This window comes from Mycolicibacterium iranicum, assembly GCF_014190915.1.
GTDB lineage: Bacteria > Actinomycetota > Actinomycetes > Mycobacteriales > Mycobacteriaceae > Mycobacterium > Mycobacterium iranicum_B.
Map to the genome: position 1 here is coordinate 139079 of NZ_JACHVU010000012.1, position 22498 is coordinate 161576.

Here is a 22498-nt window from a genome sequence, read left to right on the forward strand (position 1 = left end):
AGATGACCCAAGCGTCCTCCGCGTCACCCGCCACACCCGATCGCAGGGCGATCATCACCGAGGCGCTGCGCAAGATCGACGACCTGACCGCCCGGCTGGCGGTGGCCGAGAAGGCCGAGACCGAGCCGATCGCCGTGGTCGGCATCGGCTGCCGGCTGCCCGGTGGAGTCGGCGACGCCGACCGGTTCTGGGAGTTCCTCTCCAACGGGGAGAACGGGGTCATCCGCGTGCCCGCCGACCGGTGGGACGCCGACGAGTTCTACTCACCCGACCACACCGTGCCCGGCACGATCTGCAACCGCGAGGGCGGCTTCCTGACGTCCTGGCAGCCCGACGAGTTCGACGCCGAGTTCTTCTCGATCGCCCCGCGGGAAGCCGCGGCCATGGACCCGCAGCAGCGCCTGCTGCTCGAGGTGGCGTGGGAGGCCCTGGAGCACGCCGGCATCAACCCGCGCACGCTGCGCGGCTCGGCCACCGGCGTCTTCATCGGCATGACGACCAACGACTACTACCACTCGGTGGTCGGCAAGCTGCGCCCCGAGGACATCGACCCCTACATCCCGTTCGGCAACGCGCCGAACTTCGCCGCCGGCCGGCTGTCCTATTTCCTGGGTGTGCGCGGCCCCGCGGTCGTCAGCGACACCGCGTGCTCGTCGTCGCTGGTGTCGATCCACCTCGCCTGCCAGAGCCTGCGCCGCGGCGAGAGCGACCACGCGCTGGCCGCCGGGGTGAACCTGATCCTGTCGCCGGAGAACAACATCGCCTGCTCGCGCTGGGGCATGCTGGCCCCGGACGGCCTGTGCAAGACCTTCGACGCCGACGCCAACGGCTACGTCCGCAGTGAGGGCGCCGGCGTGGTGGTCCTCAAACGCCTCAGCGACGCCCAGCGCGACGGCGACCGCGTGCTGGCGGTCGTGCGGGGCTCCGCGGTGAACCAGGACGGCGCCAGCAGCGGGCAGACGGTGCCCAACGGCCCGGCGCAGCAGGAGCTGATGCGCAAGGCGCTGGAGACCTCGCGGCTCGCGCCGTCGGACATCGACTACATCGAGGCGCACGGCACCGGCACCTCGCTCGGCGACCCGATCGAACTCGACGCGCTCGCGGCCGTCTACGGCGACCGCAAGGAGTCCGATCCGCTCGTCCTGGGCTCGGTGAAGACCAACATGGGCCACCTCGAATCCGGCGCAGGCGTCACCGGGTTCATCAAGACCGTGCTCAGCGTGCACCACGGGTCGATCCCCAAGCAGCTGCACTTCAAGAAGCTGACCCCGCAGGCCGGCGAGGCGGCGTCGAAGTTCCGCATCGCCTCCGAACACCTGGACTGGCCCGCCGGCGCGGAGACCCGTCCGCGCCGCGCCGCGGTGTCGTCGTTCGGCGTCAGCGGAACCAACGCCCACATCGTCATCGAACAGGCTCCTGACACCGAAAGCCCTGGCGCACACCAGGACCCGCCGGTCTCCACCCTCGTCGTCAGCGGCAAGACGCCGGCGCGGATCGCCTCGCTGGCCGGCAGGCTGGCCGACTGGCTGCAGACCCCCGGCGCGGCGGGCGTGAGCCTGGCCGACGTCGCGGAGACCCTGAACCACCGTCGCGCTCAGCACACCCGCTTCGCCACCGTGGCCGCCGCCGATCGCGACCAGGCGATCGCCGGTCTGCGCGCACTTGCGGGGGAGTACCCGGCCCCCGGCGTGGTGGGACCGAACGATCCCGCCCTCGGCACAGGCACGGTGTTCCTGTACTCCGGCCAGGGTTCGCAGTGGGCGGGCATGGGCAAGCGGCTGCTGACCGAGGAGCCGGCGTTCGCCGCCGCCGTCGACGAACTCGAACCCGACTTCGTCGCCCAGGCCGGGTTCTCCCTGCGCGACGTGCTGACCTCCGGTGAGACCGTCGTCGGGATCGACCGCATCCAGCCGGTGCTGGTGGGTGTGCAGCTCGCGCTGACCGCGCTGTGGCGGTCCTACGGCATCAAGCCCGACGCGGTGATCGGCCACTCGATGGGCGAGGTCACGGCCGCGGTGGTGTCGGGCGCGCTGAGCCCCGCCGACGGTCTGAAGGTCATCGCCACCCGCTCGCGGCTGATGAAACGGCTGTCCGGGCAGGGCGCGATGGCCCTGCTGGAGCTCGACGCCGAGGCCGCCGAGAAGCTGATCGCCGGCTACCCGGGCCTGACCGTCGCGGTCTACGCGTCACCGCACCAGACCGTGATCGCCGGCCCGCCGGATCAGGTGGACGCCGCGATCGCCGTGGTCGACAAGCAGGACCGGCTGGCCCGCCGCGTCGACGTCGACGTAGCCTCGCACCACCCGATCATCGACCCCATCCTCGACGACCTGCGCGCCGAACTGGCCGACCTGCAGCCGCGCACGCCGAGCATCCCGGTCATCGTGACGACCGACGAGCGGCCCACCGACGGCACCTGCGTGTTCGATGCCGACCACTGGGTCGCCAACCTGCGCAACCCGGTGCGCTTCGCCCGCGCGGTCGCCACCGCCGGAACCGACAAGTCGATCTTCGTCGAGGTCAGTCCGCACCCGCTGCTGGGTTATGCGATCAAGGACACGCTCACCGGCCCGCACCGCAGCATCGGCACGCTGCAGCGCGACGCCAACGACACCGTCACCTTCCACACCAACCTGAACGCGGCGCACACGGTGCGTCCGCCGAAGACGCCGCAGCGTGGCGGGCACCGCGTCCAGCTGCCGCCCACCCCGTGGCACCACGCACACCACTGGATCCACACCGCGTCGTCGGCCACCCAGGAATCCCTGCAGCACGCGGGATCCGAGGTGCGGGCGGCCGAGGGCGAGAAGCACGAGTGGTTCCACCAGCTGAGCTGGCCAGTCCGCGATCTGCCGCAGGGCGGGCCCGACGTGTCCTGGCTGGTCCTGACCGACGACGCGGGCGCGGACCTGGCCGAGCTTCTCGGCCCCGGTTCGACGGCGCTGCCGCTGTCGGTTCTCGACGACGCCGACGCGCTGCGCGCGGCCCTGCCCGGTGTCGACCACGTGGTGTACGCCCCGGCGGTGACCTCGCGGCGCTTCGACGCCGAACCCGGCTACGCGGTGTTCCATCAGCTGCGCCGGCTCGTGGTCGCGCTGGCTGCCACCGCCGACGCGCCGAAGCTGTTCGTCGTCACCCGCAACGCACAGCCGGTGGCCGACGGCGACCGCGCCAATCCCGCACACGCGGTGCTGTGGGGCCAGGGGCGCACGCTCGCCCTCGAACACCCCGAGTTCTGGGGCGGCATCGTCGATGTCGACGAGGCGCTGCCCGACGAGCTGCTCGCGCAGTACCTGCGCTCCGAGGCCGCCGCGGTCGACGCCACCGACCGGGACGACCAGGCGGTCTACCGCGGCGCCGAGCGCCGGGTGCCGCGCCTGGAGCCGCGCCCGCTGCCATCGGTGCCGTTGACGCGGCTGGAGAACGGCACCAGTCACCTCGTCATCGGCGCGACCGGAAACGTCGGCCCGTACCTGATCCGCCAGCTCGCCGAGATGGGCGCGTCGACGATCGTCGCGGTGTCGCGCCGCGGCGGGGGACAGCTCACCGAGCTCGCGTCCGAGCTGGCCCCGGGGGGCACCACGCTGGTCGAGGTGGCCGCCGACGCGGCCGACGAATCCTCGATGCGGGAGGTGTTCGCGCGGTTCGGCGCAGATCTGCCCCCGCTGGAGGGCGTCTACGTGGCGTCCCTGGCCGGCGGCGAGGCCCTGCTGTCGGAGATGACCGAGGACGACCTGAACCCGATGTTCCGGTCGAAGGTCGACACCGCGGCGGTGCTGCACAAGCTGTCGTTGCGCACCCCGCTGCGCCGGTTCGTGCTGTTCTCCTCGATCACCGGCCTGCTGGGTTCGCGGGCCGTCGCCCACTACACGGCGGCCAATGCTTTCGCCGACGCGTTCGCCTACGCCCGGCGCGCACTCGGCCTCCCGGCCACGGTCATCGACTGGGGCCTGTGGAAGTCCTGGGCGGATGCGCAGCCGCAGATGAAGGCGGCCGGCCTGGACCCGATGCCCAACGACATCGCGATCCGGATGCTGCCCGCGCTGCTGAGCCCCGAGGCCGCGGTGCAGACCGTGGTGGCCGGTGCCGACTGGGCCCGCCTGGCCGATGCCTACCGGATGCGGGCCGCGGTCAAGGTCCTCGACCACCTGGTGAACGCTCCGGGCGACGGCGCCGATCTCGACCGCCTTCCGGCCCCGGCCTGGGGCACGGTCCTCGGGGATGCGGTCGACGGCACGGCCCACGACCACCTGTGGCGGGCCCGCGTCCTGCCCGGCGAGCGGTCCTACCCGGTCGCGCACCGGGTGCGCGGCGTCGAGGTCGTGCCCGTGTCGGTGCTTCTGCAGACCCTGGCCACGGCCGCAGACCGCCTCGGCGGCGCGGTGACCGACGTCCGGTTCGAGTATCCGATCGTGGCCGATCAGCCCAAGGCGATCCATGTGGTCGCCGACGGCACGGCGCTGACCGTGTGGTCGAGCACCGGCCCCGATTCACCCGAGCAGCGCTGGACGCGCCATGCCAGTGCCACGCTCGCCGACGCACCGGCGGCATCCGCCCCGTCGGGGGATCAGACCCCCCGCGGCAAGGCGTTCGACCGGGCGTCGATCGCCGAGATGCAGAGCGCGTGGGGCGTGGAGGGCCAGCCGTTCCACTGGACGGTGAGCGACTGCATGGCCACCGCTGCGGGTGCCCGCGCGGACGTCGAGCTGCCGGAGTCCTCGGATTCCGCGGCCGCTGCCCTGGTGGATGCCGCGGTGCACGTGGCGCGCCTCGCCGACGCCGACAACGCGCAGCTGCTGCTTCCCGCCGGCGCCGAGAGCCTGGTGGTGGACGCATCGGCGGGCACCCGGGGCGTCGTCGAGGTGTACCGGCGGGACGGCTCGGGCGACGCCCTGGTCGTCGACGTCCTGATCAGCGGTCCCGAAGGTGCGACGTGGGTCGACATGCGCGGCCTGACCTATGCGCCGGTGGAGTCCGCACCCGCCCCGGTCACCGGCGAGAGCGCTTCGCAGACAGCCGAATTCATCGACTGGTCGACGATGAACCGTCAGCAGACGGTCGCGGAGCTGCGGACGCGGCTGCGTAGCATTCTGGCCCGTGAACTCGGGATGCCGGACGACGCCGTCGATTTCGACATCCCGTTCCCCGAGCTGGGTCTCGACTCGATGATGGCGATGAACCTGCTGCGGGACGCCAAGGCGCTGGTCCGTATCGACCTCTCCGCCACGATGCTGTGGAACCATCCGTCGATCTCGCAGATGTCGGACTTCGTCGCCGACCTGCTGGCACCTCAGCAGCAGGCCGTCGAGGAGGCCGAACCCGAGGTGCCCGAGGACGACGAATCCGACTCGTTCGGGCTGCTCGACGAGCTGTTCGACAGCATCGAATCCTCTTCCGTGGAGTCGGCCAATGCCGGCAGTGAGGGCTCACTGTAGATGAAAACGACCTTCGACAGGATCTCGGCGATGTCGGCCGAGCAGCGCGACAAGCTCTCCGAGCAGTTCGAGAAAGCCTCTCGGGTCGCCGGCGCGGAGCCGATCGCGGTCGTCGGGATCGGCTGCCGTTTCCCCGGCGGGGTGACCGGGCCCGACAGCTACTGGACCATGCTGGAATCCGGCACCAACGCGGTGACCGAGGTCCCCGCCGACCGGTGGGACGGCGACGCCTACTACGACCCGGACCCGATGGCGCCGGGCCGGATGCCCTCGAAGTGGGGCGCCTACATTGACGACATGCAGGGCTTCGACGCCGAGTTCTTCGGCATCACTCCGCGCGAGGCGGCGGCGATGGATCCGCAGCAGCGCGTCGTGCTCGAGGTCGCCTACGAGGCCCTGGAGAACGCGGGGCTGGCGCCCGACACCGTCGGCGAGATCCGCGGTGCGGTGATGCTGGGTGTGTACTACAACGAGTACCAGAGCGCATCGGCCGGCAACCCGGACACGATCGACGCGTATTCGGCGACCGGTAACGCCCACAGCGTCACCGTCGGCCGGATCGCCTACCTGCTGGGTCTCAAGGGTCCCGCGGTCGCCGTCGACACCGCGTGCTCGTCGTCGCTGGTGTCGATCCACCTGGCGTGCCAGAGCCTGCGGATGCGCGAGAGCGACCTCGCGCTGGCCGGCGGTGTCAGCCTCAGCCTGCGCCCGGAAACCCAACTGGCGCTGGGCAAGTGGGGCATGCTGTCCCCGCACGGCAAGTGCTACGCCTTCGATTCGCGCGCCAACGGCTTCGTGCGCGGCGAGGGTGCCGGCGTGGTGGTGCTCAAGCGCCTGACCGACGCCGTACGCGACGGGGACCGCGTCCTCGGCGTCGTCCGCGGCTCGGCGGTCAACCAGGACGGCCGCTCCAACGGGCTCACCGCACCCAACGCACCGTCGCAGCGTGACGTCATCGCGCGCGCCCTGCGCTCGGCCGACGTCGCCGCGGGCACCGTCAACTACGTCGAAACACACGGCACCGGAACGTCTCTGGGTGACCCGATCGAGTTCGACGCCCTCGCCGCCGTCTACGGCAAGGGCGAGAGCCCGTGTGCGCTCGGCGCCGTCAAGACCAACATGGGCCACCTCGAGGCCGCCGCGGGCATCGCCGGGTTCATCAAGACCGTGTTGACGCTGCAGCACGGTGCGATCGCGCCGAACCTGCACTTCGAGAAGTGGAATCCGACGATCGACCCGTCGTCGACGCGGCTGTTCGTGCCGACCGAGAAGGCCGACTGGCCCAGGACCGAGCATCCGCGCCGGGCGGCCGTGTCGTCGTTCGGCATGGGCGGCACCAACGCTCACATCGTCCTGGAGCAGGGCCCCGAGCCTGTCGACGCCCCCGCCGCGGCACCCACGGTGCAGACGCTCGTCGTGTCCGGCAAGACCCCGGCCCGGGTCGCGGCCTCCGCGGCGTCGCTGGCCGACTGGCTCGACGGGGCCGGCGCCTCCGCGCCGCTGCGCGACGTCGCGTTCACGGTCAACCACCACCGCAGCCGCCACCACACCATCGCCACCGTGAGTGCGCGCACGAACGCCGAGGCCGTCACCGGTCTGCGCGCGCTGGCCGCCGGCCAGCAGGCCGCCGGCGTGGTGGGCGCCCACGACGCCAAGGTGGGCAAGGGAACCGTCTTCCTGTACTCGGGCCAGGGTGCGCAGTGGGCCGGGATGGGCAAGACGCTGCTCGCCGAGGAACCCGCCTTCGCCGCGGCGGTCGACGAACTCGAACCCGCCTTCCTCGACAAAGTCGGGTTCTCGCTGCGTCAGACCCTGGAGGCCGGCGAGCCGGTGACCGGCATCGACCGGATCCAGCCCGTGCTGGTCGGCATGCAGCTCGCGCTGACACAGCTGTGGCGGTCCTACGGGGTGGAACCCGACGCGGTCATCGGTCACTCGATGGGGGAGGCGACCGCGGCTGTCGTCGCGGGCGCGCTGACCCCGGCCGAGGGCTTCGACGTCATCGCGACCCGGACACGGCTGATGAAGCGGTTGTCCGGACAGGGCGCGATGGCTCTGCTCGAACTTGACGCGCAGGCGGCGGAGAAGCTGATCGCCGACCGTCCCGACGTCACGATCGCGGTGTACGCCTCGCCGAAGCAGTGTGTGGTCGCCGGCCCGCCCGAGCAGGTTGACGAGCTGATCGCGATCGTGGACGGCCAGGGCAAGCTGGCCCGCCGTGTCGAGGTGGACGTCGCCTCGCACCATCCGACGATCGACCCGGTGCTGCCCGAGCTGAAGGAGGCGCTGGCCTACCTGCGTCCGGCCGCGCCGAAGATCCCGCTGGTGTCCACGGTCGCCTACACGGGGTCCGCGCCGCTGTACTCGGCCGACTACTGGGCGGCCAACCTGCGCAACCCGGTCCGGTTCAGCCAGGCTGTCCACGAGGCGAGCGCGGAGAACAGCAACTTCATCGAGATCAGCCCGCATCCGCTTCTCGCACACGCGATCTCGGACACGCTGGCAGCGCAGTCGACCAACCGCAGATTCCACGTCGGCGCCACGGTGAACCGCGACCACCCGGAGACGCTGGCGTTCCACGCCCAGCTGGCCGCCGTCGCGCCGCCGGCGGCGAAGGCCCCCGAGGGTGCCGAGGGCCGGCTGGTGTCGGTGCCGGCGACCGCGTGGCAGCACACGGCCTACTGGATGGCCGATCGCTCCGCCAACCAGCAGTTCGCCGGTGCGCACCCCCTGCTGGGTCTGCATGTCGAACTGCCTTCGGGCAGCGGCCACGTCTGGCAATCCGACGTGGGCCTGGACGCCCACCCGTGGCTGGCCGACCACATCGTGCACGGCCTGCCGGTGATGCCGGGCGCCGGTTTCGCCGAGATCGCCCTGGCCGCGGCCCGCGAGGCGCTCGACCTGCCCGCGACCGGGGTCGAGGTGGCCGTCGAGGTGCAGGAGATGCTGCCCCTCGACGAGCACACGAAGCTCACCACCCAGGTGTCGCGCGGAGAGGACGGCGCGCTGAGCGTCGAGATCCACTCCCGCTCCGAGGCCGGTACGTGGACCCGGCACGCGGCGGGCACCCTCCGCGCAGCCGAGCCGGCGACCCCGGCCAAGCCGGGACCGCTCGGCGACGGCTCACCCGTCTCCCCGTCGGACTTCTACACCGCGCTGCGCCGCACCGGCGCTCATCACGCCCATGCGTTCGCCGCGCTGACACGGATCGTGCGCGCCGACCGCAAGGCCGACACCGAGATCGTGCTGCCCGACGAGGCCACGCCGCACCGCGGGGTCGCCTTGCACCCCGTCATGCTCGACGCGGCCCTGCAGGGCCTGGCCGCCGCGATGGGCGACGAGACGCTGTCGGACTCCAACGACGTCACCTATCTGCCGGTCGGCTTCGGGTCGGTCCGGGTGTTCGGGGAGATCGGCCGGCGGGCCAAGTGCCGCGCCGAGCTGGTCAGCGTGGCTGAGGACAGCGGAGACGCCGTCGGCCGGGTCACGCTGACCGACGAAACCGGCACGGTGCTGGCGCAGGTCGACAACGTGGCGCTCAAGCGCATCCAGCGCCGGACGGTGCCACTGCCGTTGTCGCAGAAGATTTTCGATTCACGCTGGGCCGTCACGCAGGCGCCGTCGGGAGGCACCGCGACCGGCAGCTGGCTGGTGCTGGCCGGGGGTGCGGACAACCTGGCGGCCGCCCAGCGGTTCGCGCAGAGCTTCTCCGGTCCGCAGCGGCACGTCGAGACGGCCGACCTCGCCGACGAGACCGCCGCGCGCGACGGCTTCGCCGCCGCGACCTCGGATGCGGCACTGCCGCCGGCGGGCGTCGTCGTGCTGGTGGACGTGCCGGAGTTCGACGGAACCGGCGCCGACGCGCACCTCACCGCGGCACAGGACGCGATGTGGGAGATCGCCGCGACGGTCCGCACGATCGTGGGCAGCTGGCACGGCAAGCCGCCGCGGTTGTGGGTGGTGACCCGGGGCGGTCTGGTCGTCGGCGATTCCGACGGCGGCGGCAATCCCGGCGTCGGCAGCCTCAAGGCGCTGATCCGGGTGCTGGCCTACGAGCATCCCGACCTGAAGACGACGCTGCTCGACGTCGGTGCCGACGGCGATGTCGCCGCGATCCTGGCCGCCGAGATCGAGGCGTCCGGGAGTGCCGCCGGGACCGAGGACGTCATCGCCTGGCGCGACGGCGCCCGTTTGGTCGAGCGGCTGTCGCGGGCGAAGCTGCCCGCCACGCCCGGCAGGCTCGTGGTGCGCGGCGACGGCTCCTACGTTGTCACCGGCGCCCTGGGCGGCGTCGGTCTCGCGGTGGTGCGCTGGCTGGTGGACAACGGCGCGGGCCGGTTGGTCCTCAACGGCCGCAGCGCCGCCTCGCCGGAGGCCCAGGCCGTGCTCGACGAACTGTCCCACCGTGCCGAGATCTCCGTCGTCACCGGCGACATCGCCGTGACGGGGACCGCCCAGCGGCTCGTCGCGGCGGCCGAGGAGACCGGCAGGCCGCTGCGCGGCGTGATCCACTCGGCGGCCGTGCTCGACGACGAACTCGTCGTCGGCCTGACCCGGGAGACCGTGGAGCGCATCTGGGCGCCGAAGGCCGCCGGTGCGTGGCGTCTGCACGAGGCCACGGTCGGTAAGAACCTCGACTGGTGGGTCGGCTTCTCGTCGGTCGCCTCCCTTCTCGGATCGCCCGGCCAGTCCGCGTACGCATGCGCCAACGCATGGCTGGACGCGCTGGTGGCCTGGCGTACCGCGGCCGGGCTGCCCGCGATCACGGTGAACTGGGGTCAGTGGGCCGACGTCGGTCTGGCCAGCTCGCTGCGGTTCTCGGTGCTGGACCCCATCTCGCCCGACGAAGGCGTGGACGCTCTCGGCGGTGTGCTCGCCGCCGGCCTGTCGCGGGTGGGCATCGCGCGCCTGCGCCTCGACCGTGCGGCAGCGGCGTTCCCGGAGATCCGTCAGATCGGCTTCTTCGCCGACCTGGTGGGGGAGCTGGACGTCGACGACGCCGACGACGACTGGGAGGGCGCCGAGGCGCTCAAGGGCATGGACGCCGCCGAGGTGAACCGCGTGGTGGTCGCGCGACTGCGCCGCCGCATCGCCGGTGTCATGGGCTACTCCGACGACAGCGCCGTCGACACGGCCAAGCCGCTGACCGAGATGGGCCTGGACTCGCTGATGGCGGTGCGGATGCGCAACACCATCCGGGGCGACTTCGGGGTGGAGCCGCCCGTGGCGCTGCTGCTGCAGGGGGCCACACTGAGCGATGTGGCACTGGACCTGATCCGCCAGCTCGGTCTCGCCGAAGAGGACAGCTCCGAACGTCCGAACGCACTGCGCGATCGCGCACAGCAACGTGCCGCGGCGCGTCAACGAGCCGCATCGCGGCGGAAAGTAGGACCACGATCGTGACGGGTTCACAGGCCGACGCCGCCTCCGACACCGACGTCCCCGACAACGCCATCGCGGTCATCGGCATGGCCGGCCGGTTCCCCGGCGCCGAGTCGGTGTCGGCGTTCTGGCGCAACCTGCGCAACGGGGTCGAGTCCATCGTCGACCTGTCCGAAGGCGACCTGATCGCCGCCGGCGTCACCGAGCGGACGCTGGCCAACCGTTCCTACATCCGCCGCGCCGCGCTGATGACCGGCATCGAGGAATTCGATGCGGAGTTCTTCGGCTTCACCCCGTCGGCCGCCAGGGCGCTGGATCCGCAGCACCGGCTGTTCCTGCAGACGGTGTTCCACGCCTTCGAGGACGCCGGCTACGACCCCAAGGAGCTCGAGGCCACGGTCGGTGTCTTCGGGACGAGCTCGACGAGCGGCTACCTGCTGCACAACCTGATGTCGAACTACGACCCGATGATGGTGATCGGGCAGGGCGCGAGCTTCGACATGGTCAGCCTGTCGCTGTCCAACGACAAGGACCACCTGGCGACCCGCGTCGCCCATCACTACGACCTGCGCGGTCCCGCGCTGTCGGTGGCGACCGCGTGCTCGTCGTCGCTGGTCGCCGTGCACCTGGCCTGCCAGTCGATCCTCAACGGCGAGTGCGACATCGCTCTGGCCGGCGGGTCGTCGCTGCGCATCCCGAACCGCGTCGGCTACTGGTACGAGCAGGGCTCGATGGTGTCGCCGACCGGTCAGTGCCGGCCCTTCGACGTCCGTTCCGACGGCACCGTGTTCGGCAGCGGCGTCGGTGTCCTGGTGCTCAAGGCGCTGCCCGACGCGATCGACGACGGCGACCGCATCCGCGCCGTGATCCGGGGCTCCGCGCTGAACAACGACGGCGCCACGAAGATGACCTACGCGGCCCCGAACGCGCTCGGTCAGGCCGAGGTGATCGCCGAGGCCCACGCGATCGCGGGCGTCGACGCGTCGACGATCACCTACGTCGAGACCCACGGCACCGGGACCCCGCTCGGCGACCCGATCGAGATCGAAGGGCTGCGCCAGGCGTTCGACCTGTCGGAGGAAACCCGCAGTGCGCCCTGCTATCTGGGCTCGGTGAAGTCGAACATCGGCCACCTGGAGACCGCCGCGGGCATCGCGGGCCTGATCAAGGCGATCCTGTGCCTGGAGCACAAGGCCATTCCGGCCACGCTGCACTACACCAGCCCGAACCCCGAACTGCACATCGACCGCGGACCGTTCCGCATCCGCAGTCAGGACGGGCCGTGGGAGTCCGACGGCATCCGCCGCGCGGGCGTGAGCTCGTTCGGCGTGGGCGGCACCAACGCCCACATCATCCTGGAGGAGGCGCCGGCGACGAGCACGGCGCCGGCCCCGCCCTCGTCCCGTCCGCAGGTGCTGGTGCTGTCGGCGAAAACCGAAGAGGCACTGGATCAGTCGCGTGCGTCGCTGGCAGCGGAACTCGCCGAGGTCGACGAGGTCAGCCTGCCGGACGCCGCGTACACGCTGACCCGCAGGCGCAAGGACCCGATCCGGCTGGCCGCGGTGGTCCACGACCAGCAGAACGCCGCGACCGTGTTGTCGGCCACCGAGACCGACAACGTGTTCATCGGTCAGGCGGTCCCGGACGGGGAGCGCTCCGAGGACCGCATCGCCTTCCTGTTCCCCGGGCAGGGCGCACAGCACCTCGGGATGGCGCGCGGTCTCTACGACAGCGAACCGGTCTTCGCCCGGTACTTCGACGAGTGCGTCGCGGCCTTCAACGACGAGATGGGCAGGGACGCCAAGGGTTACGACCTGCGGGCCGAGATCTTCGACGGCGTCGGGCGCAACCTCGAGCACACCGACCGGGCCCAGCCCGCCCTGTTCACCGTCGAGTACGCACTGGCCGAACTGATCCGGTCCTACGGCATCGAGCCCGCGATCATGGCCGGGCACAGCATCGGGGAATACCCGGCGGCGACCGTCGCGGGGGTGTTCGACCTCGAGACCGCGGTGAAGGTCGTCTCGATGCGCGCCAAGCTGATGCACGCGGCGCCGCGAGGCGTCATGGTCGCAGTCCCGCTGAGCGCCGACGCGGTCGCCGAACACCTCACGGCCGACGTCGATGTCGCGACGATCAACGACCCCGGCAGCTGTGTGGTCGCGGGCAGTGACGAGGCGATCCGGACGTTCCAGGCGGGTCTGGCCGAGAAGGGCGTCGCGGCCCGTCGGGTGCGCACCTCGCACGCGTTCCACTCCCGGCTGATGGATCCGGTGGTCGCCGAGTTCGGCGCGTTCCTGTCGCGGATGACCCTGCGCGAACCGCAGATCCCGTTGCTGTCCAACGTCACCGGCACGACGATGTCGGCGGCCGAGGCCACCAACCCGTCGACGTGGGCCCGCCAGATCCGCGCCACGGTGCGCTTCGCCGACGAGCTCGACCTGCTGTTGAGCACCCCGGACCGCGTGCTGGTCGAGGTCGGACCCGGCGGCACGCTGACGTCCTCGGCGGGCCGCCACCCACGTTGGTCGGAACGCCACCGCGCGGTCCGGCTGATGCGGCACCAGGCGCAGAACCGCAACGACCACGACACCTTCCTGCTCGCGCTGGGCCAGCTGTGGGCCGCCGACGTCGACGTCGACTGGGATCAGGGTGACCAGGACGCCGCCGGCGGGCACACCCTCGTCACGCTGCCCGGCTATCCGTTCGCCCGGCAGCGGCACTGGGTCGAGCACAACGCCGGCGCGGCATGGGCCGGCAACGGCGCGAACGGCTCCGGGCCCGCCGCCCCGGGTTCGGCGGCGGCGGCACCGGCCACCGCGGGCGGAGCGTCGGCGGTGGAGACGTCGCTGCAGCGCATCTGGGCGCAGTGCCTCGGCGTCGGCAGCATCGACCGCAACGCGAACTTCTTCGAGATCGGCGGCGACTCGCTGATCGCGATCAGCGTCGCGATGACCGCCGGCCACGAGGGTCTCGACCTCACCCCGCAGGACCTCTACGAGAACCAGACGGTGGCGTCGCTGGCCAAGGTGCTGACGGCCCGCTACGCCGAGGGCGGTCTCGCGCGCCAGGTGCTCGACGACACGGTCAATCCGCCGGTGCCGCCGAACGTGGCGTACTTCCTGGAGCACGGCCTGCGCGACATCGGCCGCTGGCGGATCCCGGTCATCCTCGGCCTGCGGGCCGATGTGGGCGAAGACGACGTGCGCGCGGTGCTCACCGCCGTCACCGAGGTGCACGACGCACTGCGCGTGCACCTGGTCGAGCGGGCCGGGACCTGGGACCAGAACATCGGCGAGCCCGGCGAGTTCACCGAGCTGGTGACCCGGCAGCTGCCTGCCGGCCTGGCGGTGGGCAGTCCGCAGGAGCGCGAGGCGGTGCTGGGCTTCCTCGACGAGCAGGTCCGCGAGCACCAGATCGTCGTGCCGCTGACCGCGACGTTCATCCGCGGCGCGTCCGGCGCCCCGTCGTACCTGGCGTTGAGCCTGCACGGCGTCGCCGGGGACATCGCCGGCGATTCCGCGTCCCGCGACGTGCTGCTCACCGACGTGTTCACCGCGTTCAACCAGCGCATGGCCGGCGAGGAGATCGCGCTGGCGCCGGTCGGCGCATCGTGGCGGGAGTGGTCGCAGCGGTGCGCGGGGCTGGCGAGCCATCCGGCGGTGCTGGAGAGTCGCGACTACTGGCTGCAGAGCGCGACGACGCCGACGCTGAGCATCGCCGGTGGCGAGCAGGTGGGGCGTCCCGGGTCCGAGGACCTGGTGCGCCTCTCGGTGTCCCTGTCGGCCGCCGAGACCGGCGAGGTCGACGACGCGCGGCGCCGGCTGCGGCTGCCCGTCGAGGAGATCTTGCTGGCGGCGCTGGCGCGGACCGTCGCGGCGACCGTCGGCGAGGGTGCGGTGGCCGTCGATCTCGGCGGGCGCGGACGTTCGGTGCTCAAGCCCGACGTCGACCTGCAGCGCACGGTGGGGCTGTTCGCCACCCTGCACCCGGTGGTGCTCAACGCCCGCAGGAACGACGGCGCGGCGCAGGCGCTGCAGGAGGTGCACGACACGCTGGAAGCGGTGCCGCACTACGGCATCGGCTACGGCCTGCTGCGTTACCTCTACGCGCCGACCGCGCGGACGCTGGGCGCGAACCGGCCCGCCGACATCCTGTTCTCGCACGTCGGCACCATTCCCGACCTGCCGGCCGAGCAGCCCGACGACGCACCCGTGCGGTTCGACGCCGACACGGCGATGCCGATCCGCGATGCGCTGCCGGGGTTGGGTCACGCGATCGAGGTCCGGGTCTACCGCACCGCGGGTGTACTGCATGTCGATTGGTGGTACGACAATCGGCGGCTCGGGCCCACCGATGTGGAATCCTTTGCCCGGCAATACTCGGCGGCGATCCTGGACGTGACCAGGGAGGCGCTCGCCGAGGAGGACAGCGACGCGGCCGGCGACGAGCTGGCCCTGGTCGATCTGTCATGAGCGGTTAGAGGGGAGCGCATGTCCAGCGTGGGCAGGGCCGGCGAGAAGCCGGGCCAAGACAAAGCGGTGGTCGTCGCCGGGATCAAGAAGTCCTTTGGCTCGGTCGCGGCGTTGCGCGACGTGAGCTTCGAGGTGGAGCGCGGCGAGGTGCTCGGACTGCTCGGGCCCAACGGCGCCGGCAAGACCACGACGGTGAACATCCTCTCGACGCTGATCAAGCCCGACAGCGGCCGCGCGCTGATCGCGGGCCACGACGTGGTCAGCGACCCCGCCGGCGTGCGCCGGGCGTTGATGCTGACCGGTCAGCACGCCGCCCTCGACGACCTGCTGACGGGCCGGGAGAACCTGCTGATGTTCGGCCGCCTGCAGGGGCTGAAGAAGAAGGTCGCCAAGGAACGCGCCCAGGAGCTCCTCGAGCAGTTCGACCTGGTGCACGCGGGCGACCGCGCGGTCGGCAACTACTCCGGCGGCATGAAGCGCCGCATCGACATCGCGTGCGGGCTGGTGGTCCGTCCCGAGGTCGTGTTCCTCGACGAGCCGACGACGGGTCTCGACCCGCGCAGCAGGCAGGCCATCTGGGAGCTGGTCACCGATTTCAAGGAGGCCGGGATCGCGACACTGCTGACCACGCAGTATCTCGAGGAGGCCGACCTGCTCAGCGACCGCATCATCGTGATCGACAAGGGCACCGTCATCGCCGAGGGCACCGCGGACCAGCTCAAGGAACGCACCGGCGGCACGTACTGCGAGATCGTCCCGCGCCACATGGGCGATCTGCGCGAGGTGGCCCGCGTCCTGGGGCCGCTGCTGCCCGACGCGAACCGGGCGGCGATCACCGACACTTCGGACCGCATCTCGATGCCCGCCCCCGACGGACCGAACACGCTGATGCAGGCGCTGCATCTGCTCAGCGAGGCCGACATCGAGTTGATGGACATCGCCCTGCGGCGGCCGTCGCTGGACGAGGTGTTCCTGGCGCTGACCGGGGACCACCCGAAGCGCATCGAGGACGACTCGGACGACCGCGTCGCCGCGGACGCGTACGCGTGACCGAGCAGTCCGTGGTGACGGCCGCCCCCCGGCCGACCGCGATACCCCACGGTGTCCGGCCACCGGTCTCGGCGATCCAGCAGTGGTGGGTGCTGACGATCCGGATGATCATCCCGACGCTGCGCAACGGCGAACTCGCCACCCAGATCGTCGGGTCGATCGTGTTCACCATCGGCTACTACCTGCCGCTCAAGCAGATGATGGGCGCGGTCCAGCCGCTGAGCAGCTACGCGCAGTACCTGACGCCGCTGATCGTGCTGCAGGCGATCTGGTTCGCCGCGATCTCGGCGGCGTTCCGGTCGGCGACGGACTCGGTGCAGGGCATCAACCGGCGCTTTCGTGCCATGCCGATTCCGGCGATGACCCCGCTGGCGTCGCGGATGACGGCGAGCATGTACCGCTGCTGCATCGCGCTGGCCGTCTCGGTGGCCTGCGGCTACGTCATCGGGTTCCGCCTGCACGGCGGCGTGGTCGAGACCGTCGGGTTCATCGCGCTGGTCCTGCTGATCGGCGCGGCCCTCGCGGTCATCGGCGATCTGATCGGTGTCGCGACGCAGAACCCGGAGGCCACCGCGCCGATGATGCTGATCCCGCAGCTCACCCTCGGGCTCGCGTCGGTGGGCCTGCAGCCGGTGGAGCGCTTCCCGGACTGGATCCAGGGCTTCGTGCGCAATCAGCCGCTGTCGCAATGGGTCTACGGCCTGCAGGCGCTCGCCGGCGACACCACCGACGCCGCCCCGGCGGCGACCTGGTCGGTGCTCGGCCCCGGCGTGCTCTGGGCGCTCGGGTGCATCGTGGTGGCGCTGGCGCTGCACGCGGTGGTCAGCAGGAGGCGGCGCTCATGACCGTGCAGTCCTCGGTGGGCGCGCCCTACCGCCCCGGCGGCAGACACCGCCGCGAGAAGATCTGGGAGAACTCGCCCAAGCAGCTGATCCCGCAGGTCGCCGTGCTCACCGCGCGGATCCTGCGCCGGTGGAGCCGCGATCCGGCGACGCTGGTGCAGTCGCTGGTGATGCCCGCGGTGTTCCTCGCCGCGCTGGACATCGTCCTGGGCGACGTCATCGAGCAGGTCACCGGGCACAGCGGGCTCTACGGCCAGGTGCCGCTCGTGGCGCTGGTGGGTGGCATGACCGGCGCGATCATCGGCGCCGTGGGCATCATGCGGGAACGCGAGGTCGGTTTGCTGTCCCGATTCTGGGTGGTGCCGGTGCACCGCGCATCCGGGCTGCTGGCCAGGCTCACCGCGGACTTCGTCCGCATCGTGGTCATCACCCTGGTCGTGATGTGCGTGGGGCTGGCCCTGGGGTTCCGGTTCGAGCAGGGCGTGCCGGCGGCGATCGCGTGGGTGTTCATGCCGGCCATGTTCGGGGTGGCGCTGTCGGCGGCGGTGCTCACGCTCGCGCTGTTCAGCTCCAGCACGATCGCCCCACAGGCCACCGAGATCGTGATCGCGATCCTGATGTTCTTCTCGATCGGGTTCGTCCCGCTCGACCAGTATCCGGAGTGGCTGCAGCGGTTCGTGGAGAACCAACCCGTCAGCACTACGATCGAGGCGATGAAGGGCCTGTCCCTGGAAGGCCCGATCGCCCAACCCGTGCTGCTGTCGGTGCTGTGGGCGGCCGGTATCGCCGCGGTCTGCGCCGTGCCGCTGGCGATCGGTTACCGCAGGGCCAGCAAGCGCGGCTGACACACCACCCATACCTCGACCCCTGGGAGTCTGGCACTCATGTTTCCGTCATCGGGCATCCGAAAGCTGGCACGCAGCGAGGAGATGTTCGCCGAGACGCAGAACTTCGTCGGTCTCGCCGCGCATGTCCGCGGCACCGTCGACGTCGACGCGCTCTCCGATGCGTTCGACGCGCTGCTGCAGGCGCATCCGGTCCTCAACGGCCACCTGGAGCAGACGCCCGACGGCAAGTGGGAGATCGTGCTCGACGACCTGATGCACCAGGGCCTCGAGGTCGTCGAGCTGACCGGTGACGCGGCCCCGCCGCCGCTGCTGTTCGACCAGACGGCCGCGCTGACCCACCTGCGGCTGACGCGCCGCGACGACGAGACGCACCTGACGCTCTACATCCATCACAGCCTGGCCGATGGCCACCACCAGTTCAGCCTCGTCGAGGAACTGTTCTCCACCTACACCGACCTCGTGACGAACGGGACGTCCCGGCCGGCGCCGGTGTCCTCGGCGCCGGTGTCCCTGGAGTCCGTGCTCGCCGATCGCGGGGTGGAGAAGAAGCTGCGGTCCGGGCTGGAGCGGCTGCTGGCCGCGATGTTCGCCTATGAGCTGCCGCCCTCGCGCCGCGCCCCGGCGGAGCAGAATCCGGCTCTGCCGCAACGTGTTCCGATGGAGTTCTGCAAGCTCTCCGAGGCGGAGACCGAGAACATCATCGCGTTCTGCCGGGCCAACAAGCTCGGCCTGAACAGTCTGCTGTCGGCGGCGATCCTGATGGCGGAGTGGCAGCTGCGGGAGTCACCGAACGTGCCGGTGCCGTATGTGTATCCGGTCGACCTGCGCTACCTGTTGTCCCCGCCGGTCTCGGCGACCGAGTGCACGAACCCCGTCGGGATCGCGACCTACCTCGCCGAGATCGCGCACGACACCGACGTTGTCGACCTCGCACGCGACATCAACGACACGTTCAAGAAGGACATCGCCGAAGGCGTGATCCAGCAGAGCTTCCTGCACTTCAGCCCGCAGTACGTCGGCAACCCGCCCGGGCTGCCCGACGTGGTGATGTTCACCGACAACGGCATCGTGCCGCCCATGCGCATGCCCGCCGACATGGAGCTCTCGGCCAGCCACGGCGAGCTGTACTTCGCGGTCGGCGCCGGCATCGAGATCTACACGAGCAAGATCTTCGCAGGCCGGTTGATGATCGAATACCACTCGCACGGACCGGAGCCCGAGAAGTCGGTGCAGGCGATCGAGACGCTCCTCCGCGGGATCGCCGCCCGTCAGGCCTCCACGCGTGTCAGTTGACGGGCCCGTGTCAGCTGACGGGCCCGAACCCGTAGCGATGGTATTGCAGCGCGTTGCGCAGCGGGCGCACGCCGCGAACCGCGCGACCCAGCACCTTGAACCGCTTCGACGCGCGGGATGCGGTGCTCGCGTCGAACAGCGTCGCCGATGCCAGCAGCCGGGTGCCCGGCACGTTGGACAGGATGTCCTGGGGGCTGTTGACCGCCCAGTACAGCGTGGAACCCGTTTTGCGGACCAGGGTTTGGGTTTTCTGCGACCGGATGGGCACCCAGTTGTAGAAGTCGATCTGCAGTTCGCCGGACGGGAAGCGCTCGACGACGCGGCGCAACAGCGCGATGCCCTCGTCCTCGGTCAGGTACATGCTGATGCCCTCGGCCAGGAACAGCAGCGGCTTGTCCGCCGGGATCTGGTCGAGCCAGGACAGCTCGGTGGCCGGAGTCGGCAGCAGGTGGTAGTTCGGCCGCGACGGGTAGACCTTCTCGCGCAGCGCGGTGACACCGGGGAAGTCGACGTCGTACCACTGCACGTCGGGGCCCGGGTCGACCCGGAACACCCGGCTGTCCAGCCCGCAGCCGAGGTGCACGACCGTGCACTCGCCGTGGGCGGCGATGAACTGCTTGGCCCAGATGTCGTACTGCGCGGTGCGCACGGTGACGATCGGCGCCCAGCTACCGGTGACCCCGAGGTCGTTCCAGTCGTAGTCGATGCGCTCGATCGCCTCTTTGGCGAAGCGGTCGCCGAGCACCGGACGTTCGAAGTCCGCGTCCAGGGCTTTCAGATAGAGGGTCGTCAGCATCGTCTGCGCCGGTCCGGTCAGATCGATGGAAACCTTGTCCGTCATGCCACAGAGGCTATGCGCAAACGCCGCCAGGGAACAATCAGGCCCACATCAGAAGGAGCAGAAGTGTATTCAGCGGGTGAGTCGAGAGGGACGTCGCGATGAGCCGGGTTCTGTTCGTCTACTACTCCTACACCGGTCAGACCCAGAAGGTGCTCGACGCGGCGGCCGATACGCTGCGCGAGCGTGGGTGCGAGGTGCACATCGCACCGATCGAGTTCGTCGATCCCCAGTACTCCGAACCGTTCACCCGTTTCCCGCTGCGCAATGTGTGGCCTGACATGTTCAGCGTATTCAAGGCGCAGGGCCGTGGCGAGACCGGGGAGATCCGCACGCCCGACGAGGTGCGCGCGGGGGAGTACGACCTCATCGTGTTCGGCTCTCCGACGTGGTGGCGCACGGTGAGCATGCCGTTGCGGTCGTTCCTGGAATCGAAGGAAGCGGGCCCGCTGCTCGACGGGAAGCCGTACGCGGTGTTCACGGTGTGCCGACGCTACTGGCGCGAAAACCTGGAGGCCGTACGTGAACTGGCCGACAAGCAGGGCGGACGCTTCGTCGACAGCATCCACTTCGAGTACCCGGGGGGTCAGCTCCAGTCGATGCTGTCCCTGACCAGCTACCTGGGGTCGGGGGAGTACCGCGATCGCTACCTGGGCCTGAAGATCCCGAAGACCAACATCAGTGCCGGACAGGTCGATCAGGCCCGTGCGTTCGCAGGCAGGCTCGCGGACCGGTTGTTCGGCGGGCGTTGAGGAGGACCCGTCATGCCGCGTCCCTTTGACGTGCAGACCGACTCACCCGCCGGGGTCGACGAGATCTTCGCGGCCTTCGGCGACAAGAACTACTGGCATGCCCGGATCGCCGAGTTCGGCGGTGGGGCAACGACGTTGGACACATTGGATGTCGGTGCCGACGGGTCGGTGGCCGTGGCCACGACCCAGGATCTCCGGCACGATCTGCTGCCGGGACCGTTGACCAAGGTGTTCCGCGGCAATCTGTCGATCCGGCGCACGGAGGCCTGGCGTCGCAGTGAGACCGGTGAAGTCAGTGGTGCCGTGACCATCTCGGCGTCCGGCGTACCCGGTTCTGGGGCGGGGGACGCCGCGCTGGTGGCGCTGCCGGACGGGTCACGGTTGACGCTCCGCGGGACGGTGGAGGTGAAGATTCCTCTCGTCGGGGGGAGGGTCGAGAAGGTCATCTGCGACCAGATCGTCGTCGAGATCCCGCAACTACAACGTTTCACCTCGGATTGGATTGCACAGCATGGCTGAGATGCCCCCGTCGACACCCGAAGCGCTTGCCCGGCTGGATATGTCGCTGATCGACGTGATGATGACCCAGCGCGCGGTGCGGCGGGTCTATCCCGATCCGATCGACGACGAGATCCTGATGAAGTGCATCGAGGTGGCTCTGCACGCCCCGACCGGCGCGAACGGTCAGAACTGGGAATTCATCGTCATCAAGGACTACGAGACGAAGAAGAAGCTCGCCAAACGGTACCGCCAGGCGTGGAACCTGTACTACCAGGCGGTGATTCGTCGGGTGTCGAAGAAGGACCCGTCGATGGCCAAGACCGCTCGGGCGGTGCAGTGGCAGGTGGACCACTTCACCGAGGTGCCCGTCCTGATCGTGGCGTGTCTGCGGCTGAGCGCCAAGGAAGGCCGCATCCCGTTCGTCCCGATGCCGCACGCCGCGCTGTCGGGCTTCTTCGGTTCGATCTACCCGAGCGTGCAGAACCTGCTGCTTGCTGCGCGCGCGATGGGCCTCGGCGCCTCTCTGATCACGCTGCCGCTGTGGAGCGTCACCTCGACCCGCCGGACGCTGGGATTGCCCACATCGGTGACGCCTTGCTGCGTCGTGCCGCTCGGGTGGCCGCGCGGGCGATACGGCCCCACGACCCGGCGACCGGTCGCCGAGGTGATGCACCTCAACACCTACGGCAACCGTCCCTGGATGGGCACGGGGTAGTCGCCGCGCGGGCTGAACAGGGGATTGTCGCCTGGCAGAAACCGGCGCCATTACCTGAAAGTTCGGGGCTGTGGGTGGGTTGTCCCCAGGTTTCCCGTGGGTCGGGGGTTATCCACAGGCGGGCTGTTAGTCCTGCTCAGAGGCGTCTTGAATCGGTAGTATCGTACGTATGTTCGATGAATCGGTGCCGGGGCCTGAGCAGTACGCAGGGCTCTCTGATGCCGATCTCATCGATGCTGCCGGGGTGATCAGCCGCGCCGAGAACGCCGCGTGGGCGTGTCAGATGGTTTGTGTATGAGCTGCATGAGCCAGATGGAGCACGATAATGTCCGTGGTTGTTCGGCAGGACAGTCAAGCCGGTGACGGC

The 22498-nt window shown here is 70.4% G+C and carries 12 protein-coding genes; 11 read left to right on the forward strand and 1 reads right to left on the reverse strand.

All coding sequences use genetic code 11. The annotated features are described in order from the left end of the window. Positions 1-2: 2 nt before the first annotated feature. Genes FHR72_RS21895 through FHR72_RS21925 form a run of 7 tightly spaced genes read left to right on the forward strand, consistent with a single transcriptional unit; the run spans position 3 to position 19325 of the window. The gene (locus FHR72_RS21895) at positions 3-5435 is read left to right on the forward strand and encodes a type I polyketide synthase (RefSeq protein ID WP_183472088.1); all 5433 of its coding nucleotides are present in this window, start codon (positions 3-5) and stop codon (positions 5433-5435) included. Then, positions 5436-10838, forward strand: coding sequence for a type I polyketide synthase (locus FHR72_RS21900; protein WP_183472090.1), 5403 nt, complete (start codon positions 5436-5438; stop codon positions 10836-10838). Next, positions 10835-15292, forward strand: coding sequence for a type I polyketide synthase (locus FHR72_RS21905; protein ID WP_311736229.1), 4458 nt, complete (start codon positions 10835-10837; stop codon positions 15290-15292). The genes FHR72_RS21900 and FHR72_RS21905 overlap by 4 nt, the downstream gene beginning before the upstream one ends. An 18-nt stretch (positions 15293-15310) precedes the next feature. Then, positions 15311-16342 (forward strand): efflux ABC transporter ATPase subunit, DrrA-related, encoded by a 1032-nt coding sequence (locus FHR72_RS21910; RefSeq protein WP_183472092.1) that lies wholly within the window; start codon positions 15311-15313, stop codon positions 16340-16342. Next, positions 16339-17187, forward strand: a complete 849-nt coding sequence (locus FHR72_RS21915) for an ABC transporter permease (RefSeq protein WP_183472094.1) — start codon at positions 16339-16341, stop codon at positions 17185-17187. The genes FHR72_RS21910 and FHR72_RS21915 overlap by 4 nt, the downstream gene beginning before the upstream one ends. Then, positions 17184-18029, forward strand: coding sequence for an ABC transporter permease (locus tag FHR72_RS21920; RefSeq protein WP_183472096.1), 846 nt, complete (start codon positions 17184-17186; stop codon positions 18027-18029). Before FHR72_RS21915 ends, FHR72_RS21920 begins: the two co-directional genes overlap by 4 nt. Before the next feature lie 39 nt (positions 18030-18068). Continuing rightward, complete coding sequence (locus FHR72_RS21925; protein ID WP_183472099.1) at positions 18069-19325, forward strand: phthiocerol/phthiodiolone dimycocerosyl transferase; 1257 nt, start codon at positions 18069-18071, stop codon at positions 19323-19325. 10 nt (positions 19326-19335) lie between these two features. Here FHR72_RS21925 and FHR72_RS21930 read toward each other — a convergent pair whose 3' ends face one another. Next, positions 19336-20166, reverse strand: a complete 831-nt coding sequence (locus FHR72_RS21930; RefSeq protein WP_183472100.1) for a class I SAM-dependent methyltransferase — start codon at positions 20164-20166, stop codon at positions 19336-19338. A gap of 98 nt (positions 20167-20264) precedes the next feature. On the opposite strand from FHR72_RS21930, the gene FHR72_RS21935 reads away from it, so the two are divergent. From FHR72_RS21935 to FHR72_RS26650, 4 genes are all read left to right on the forward strand, one after another. Further along, a complete protein-coding gene (locus tag FHR72_RS21935; RefSeq protein ID WP_183472102.1) occupies positions 20265-20915 on the forward strand; it encodes a flavodoxin family protein in 651 nt (216 codons plus the stop codon). 12 nt (positions 20916-20927) lie between these two features. Continuing rightward, positions 20928-21434 (forward strand): DUF2505 domain-containing protein, encoded by a 507-nt coding sequence (locus FHR72_RS21940; RefSeq protein ID WP_183472104.1) that lies wholly within the window; start codon positions 20928-20930, stop codon positions 21432-21434. Beyond that, complete coding sequence (locus FHR72_RS21945; RefSeq protein WP_183472106.1) at positions 21427-22131, forward strand: nitroreductase family protein; 705 nt, start codon at positions 21427-21429, stop codon at positions 22129-22131. The genes FHR72_RS21940 and FHR72_RS21945 overlap by 8 nt, the downstream gene beginning before the upstream one ends. Before the next feature lie 169 nt (positions 22132-22300). Continuing rightward, positions 22301-22429 (forward strand): hypothetical protein, encoded by a 129-nt coding sequence (locus FHR72_RS26650; protein ID WP_260156170.1) that lies wholly within the window; start codon positions 22301-22303, stop codon positions 22427-22429. Positions 22430-22498: the final 69 nt, after the last annotated feature.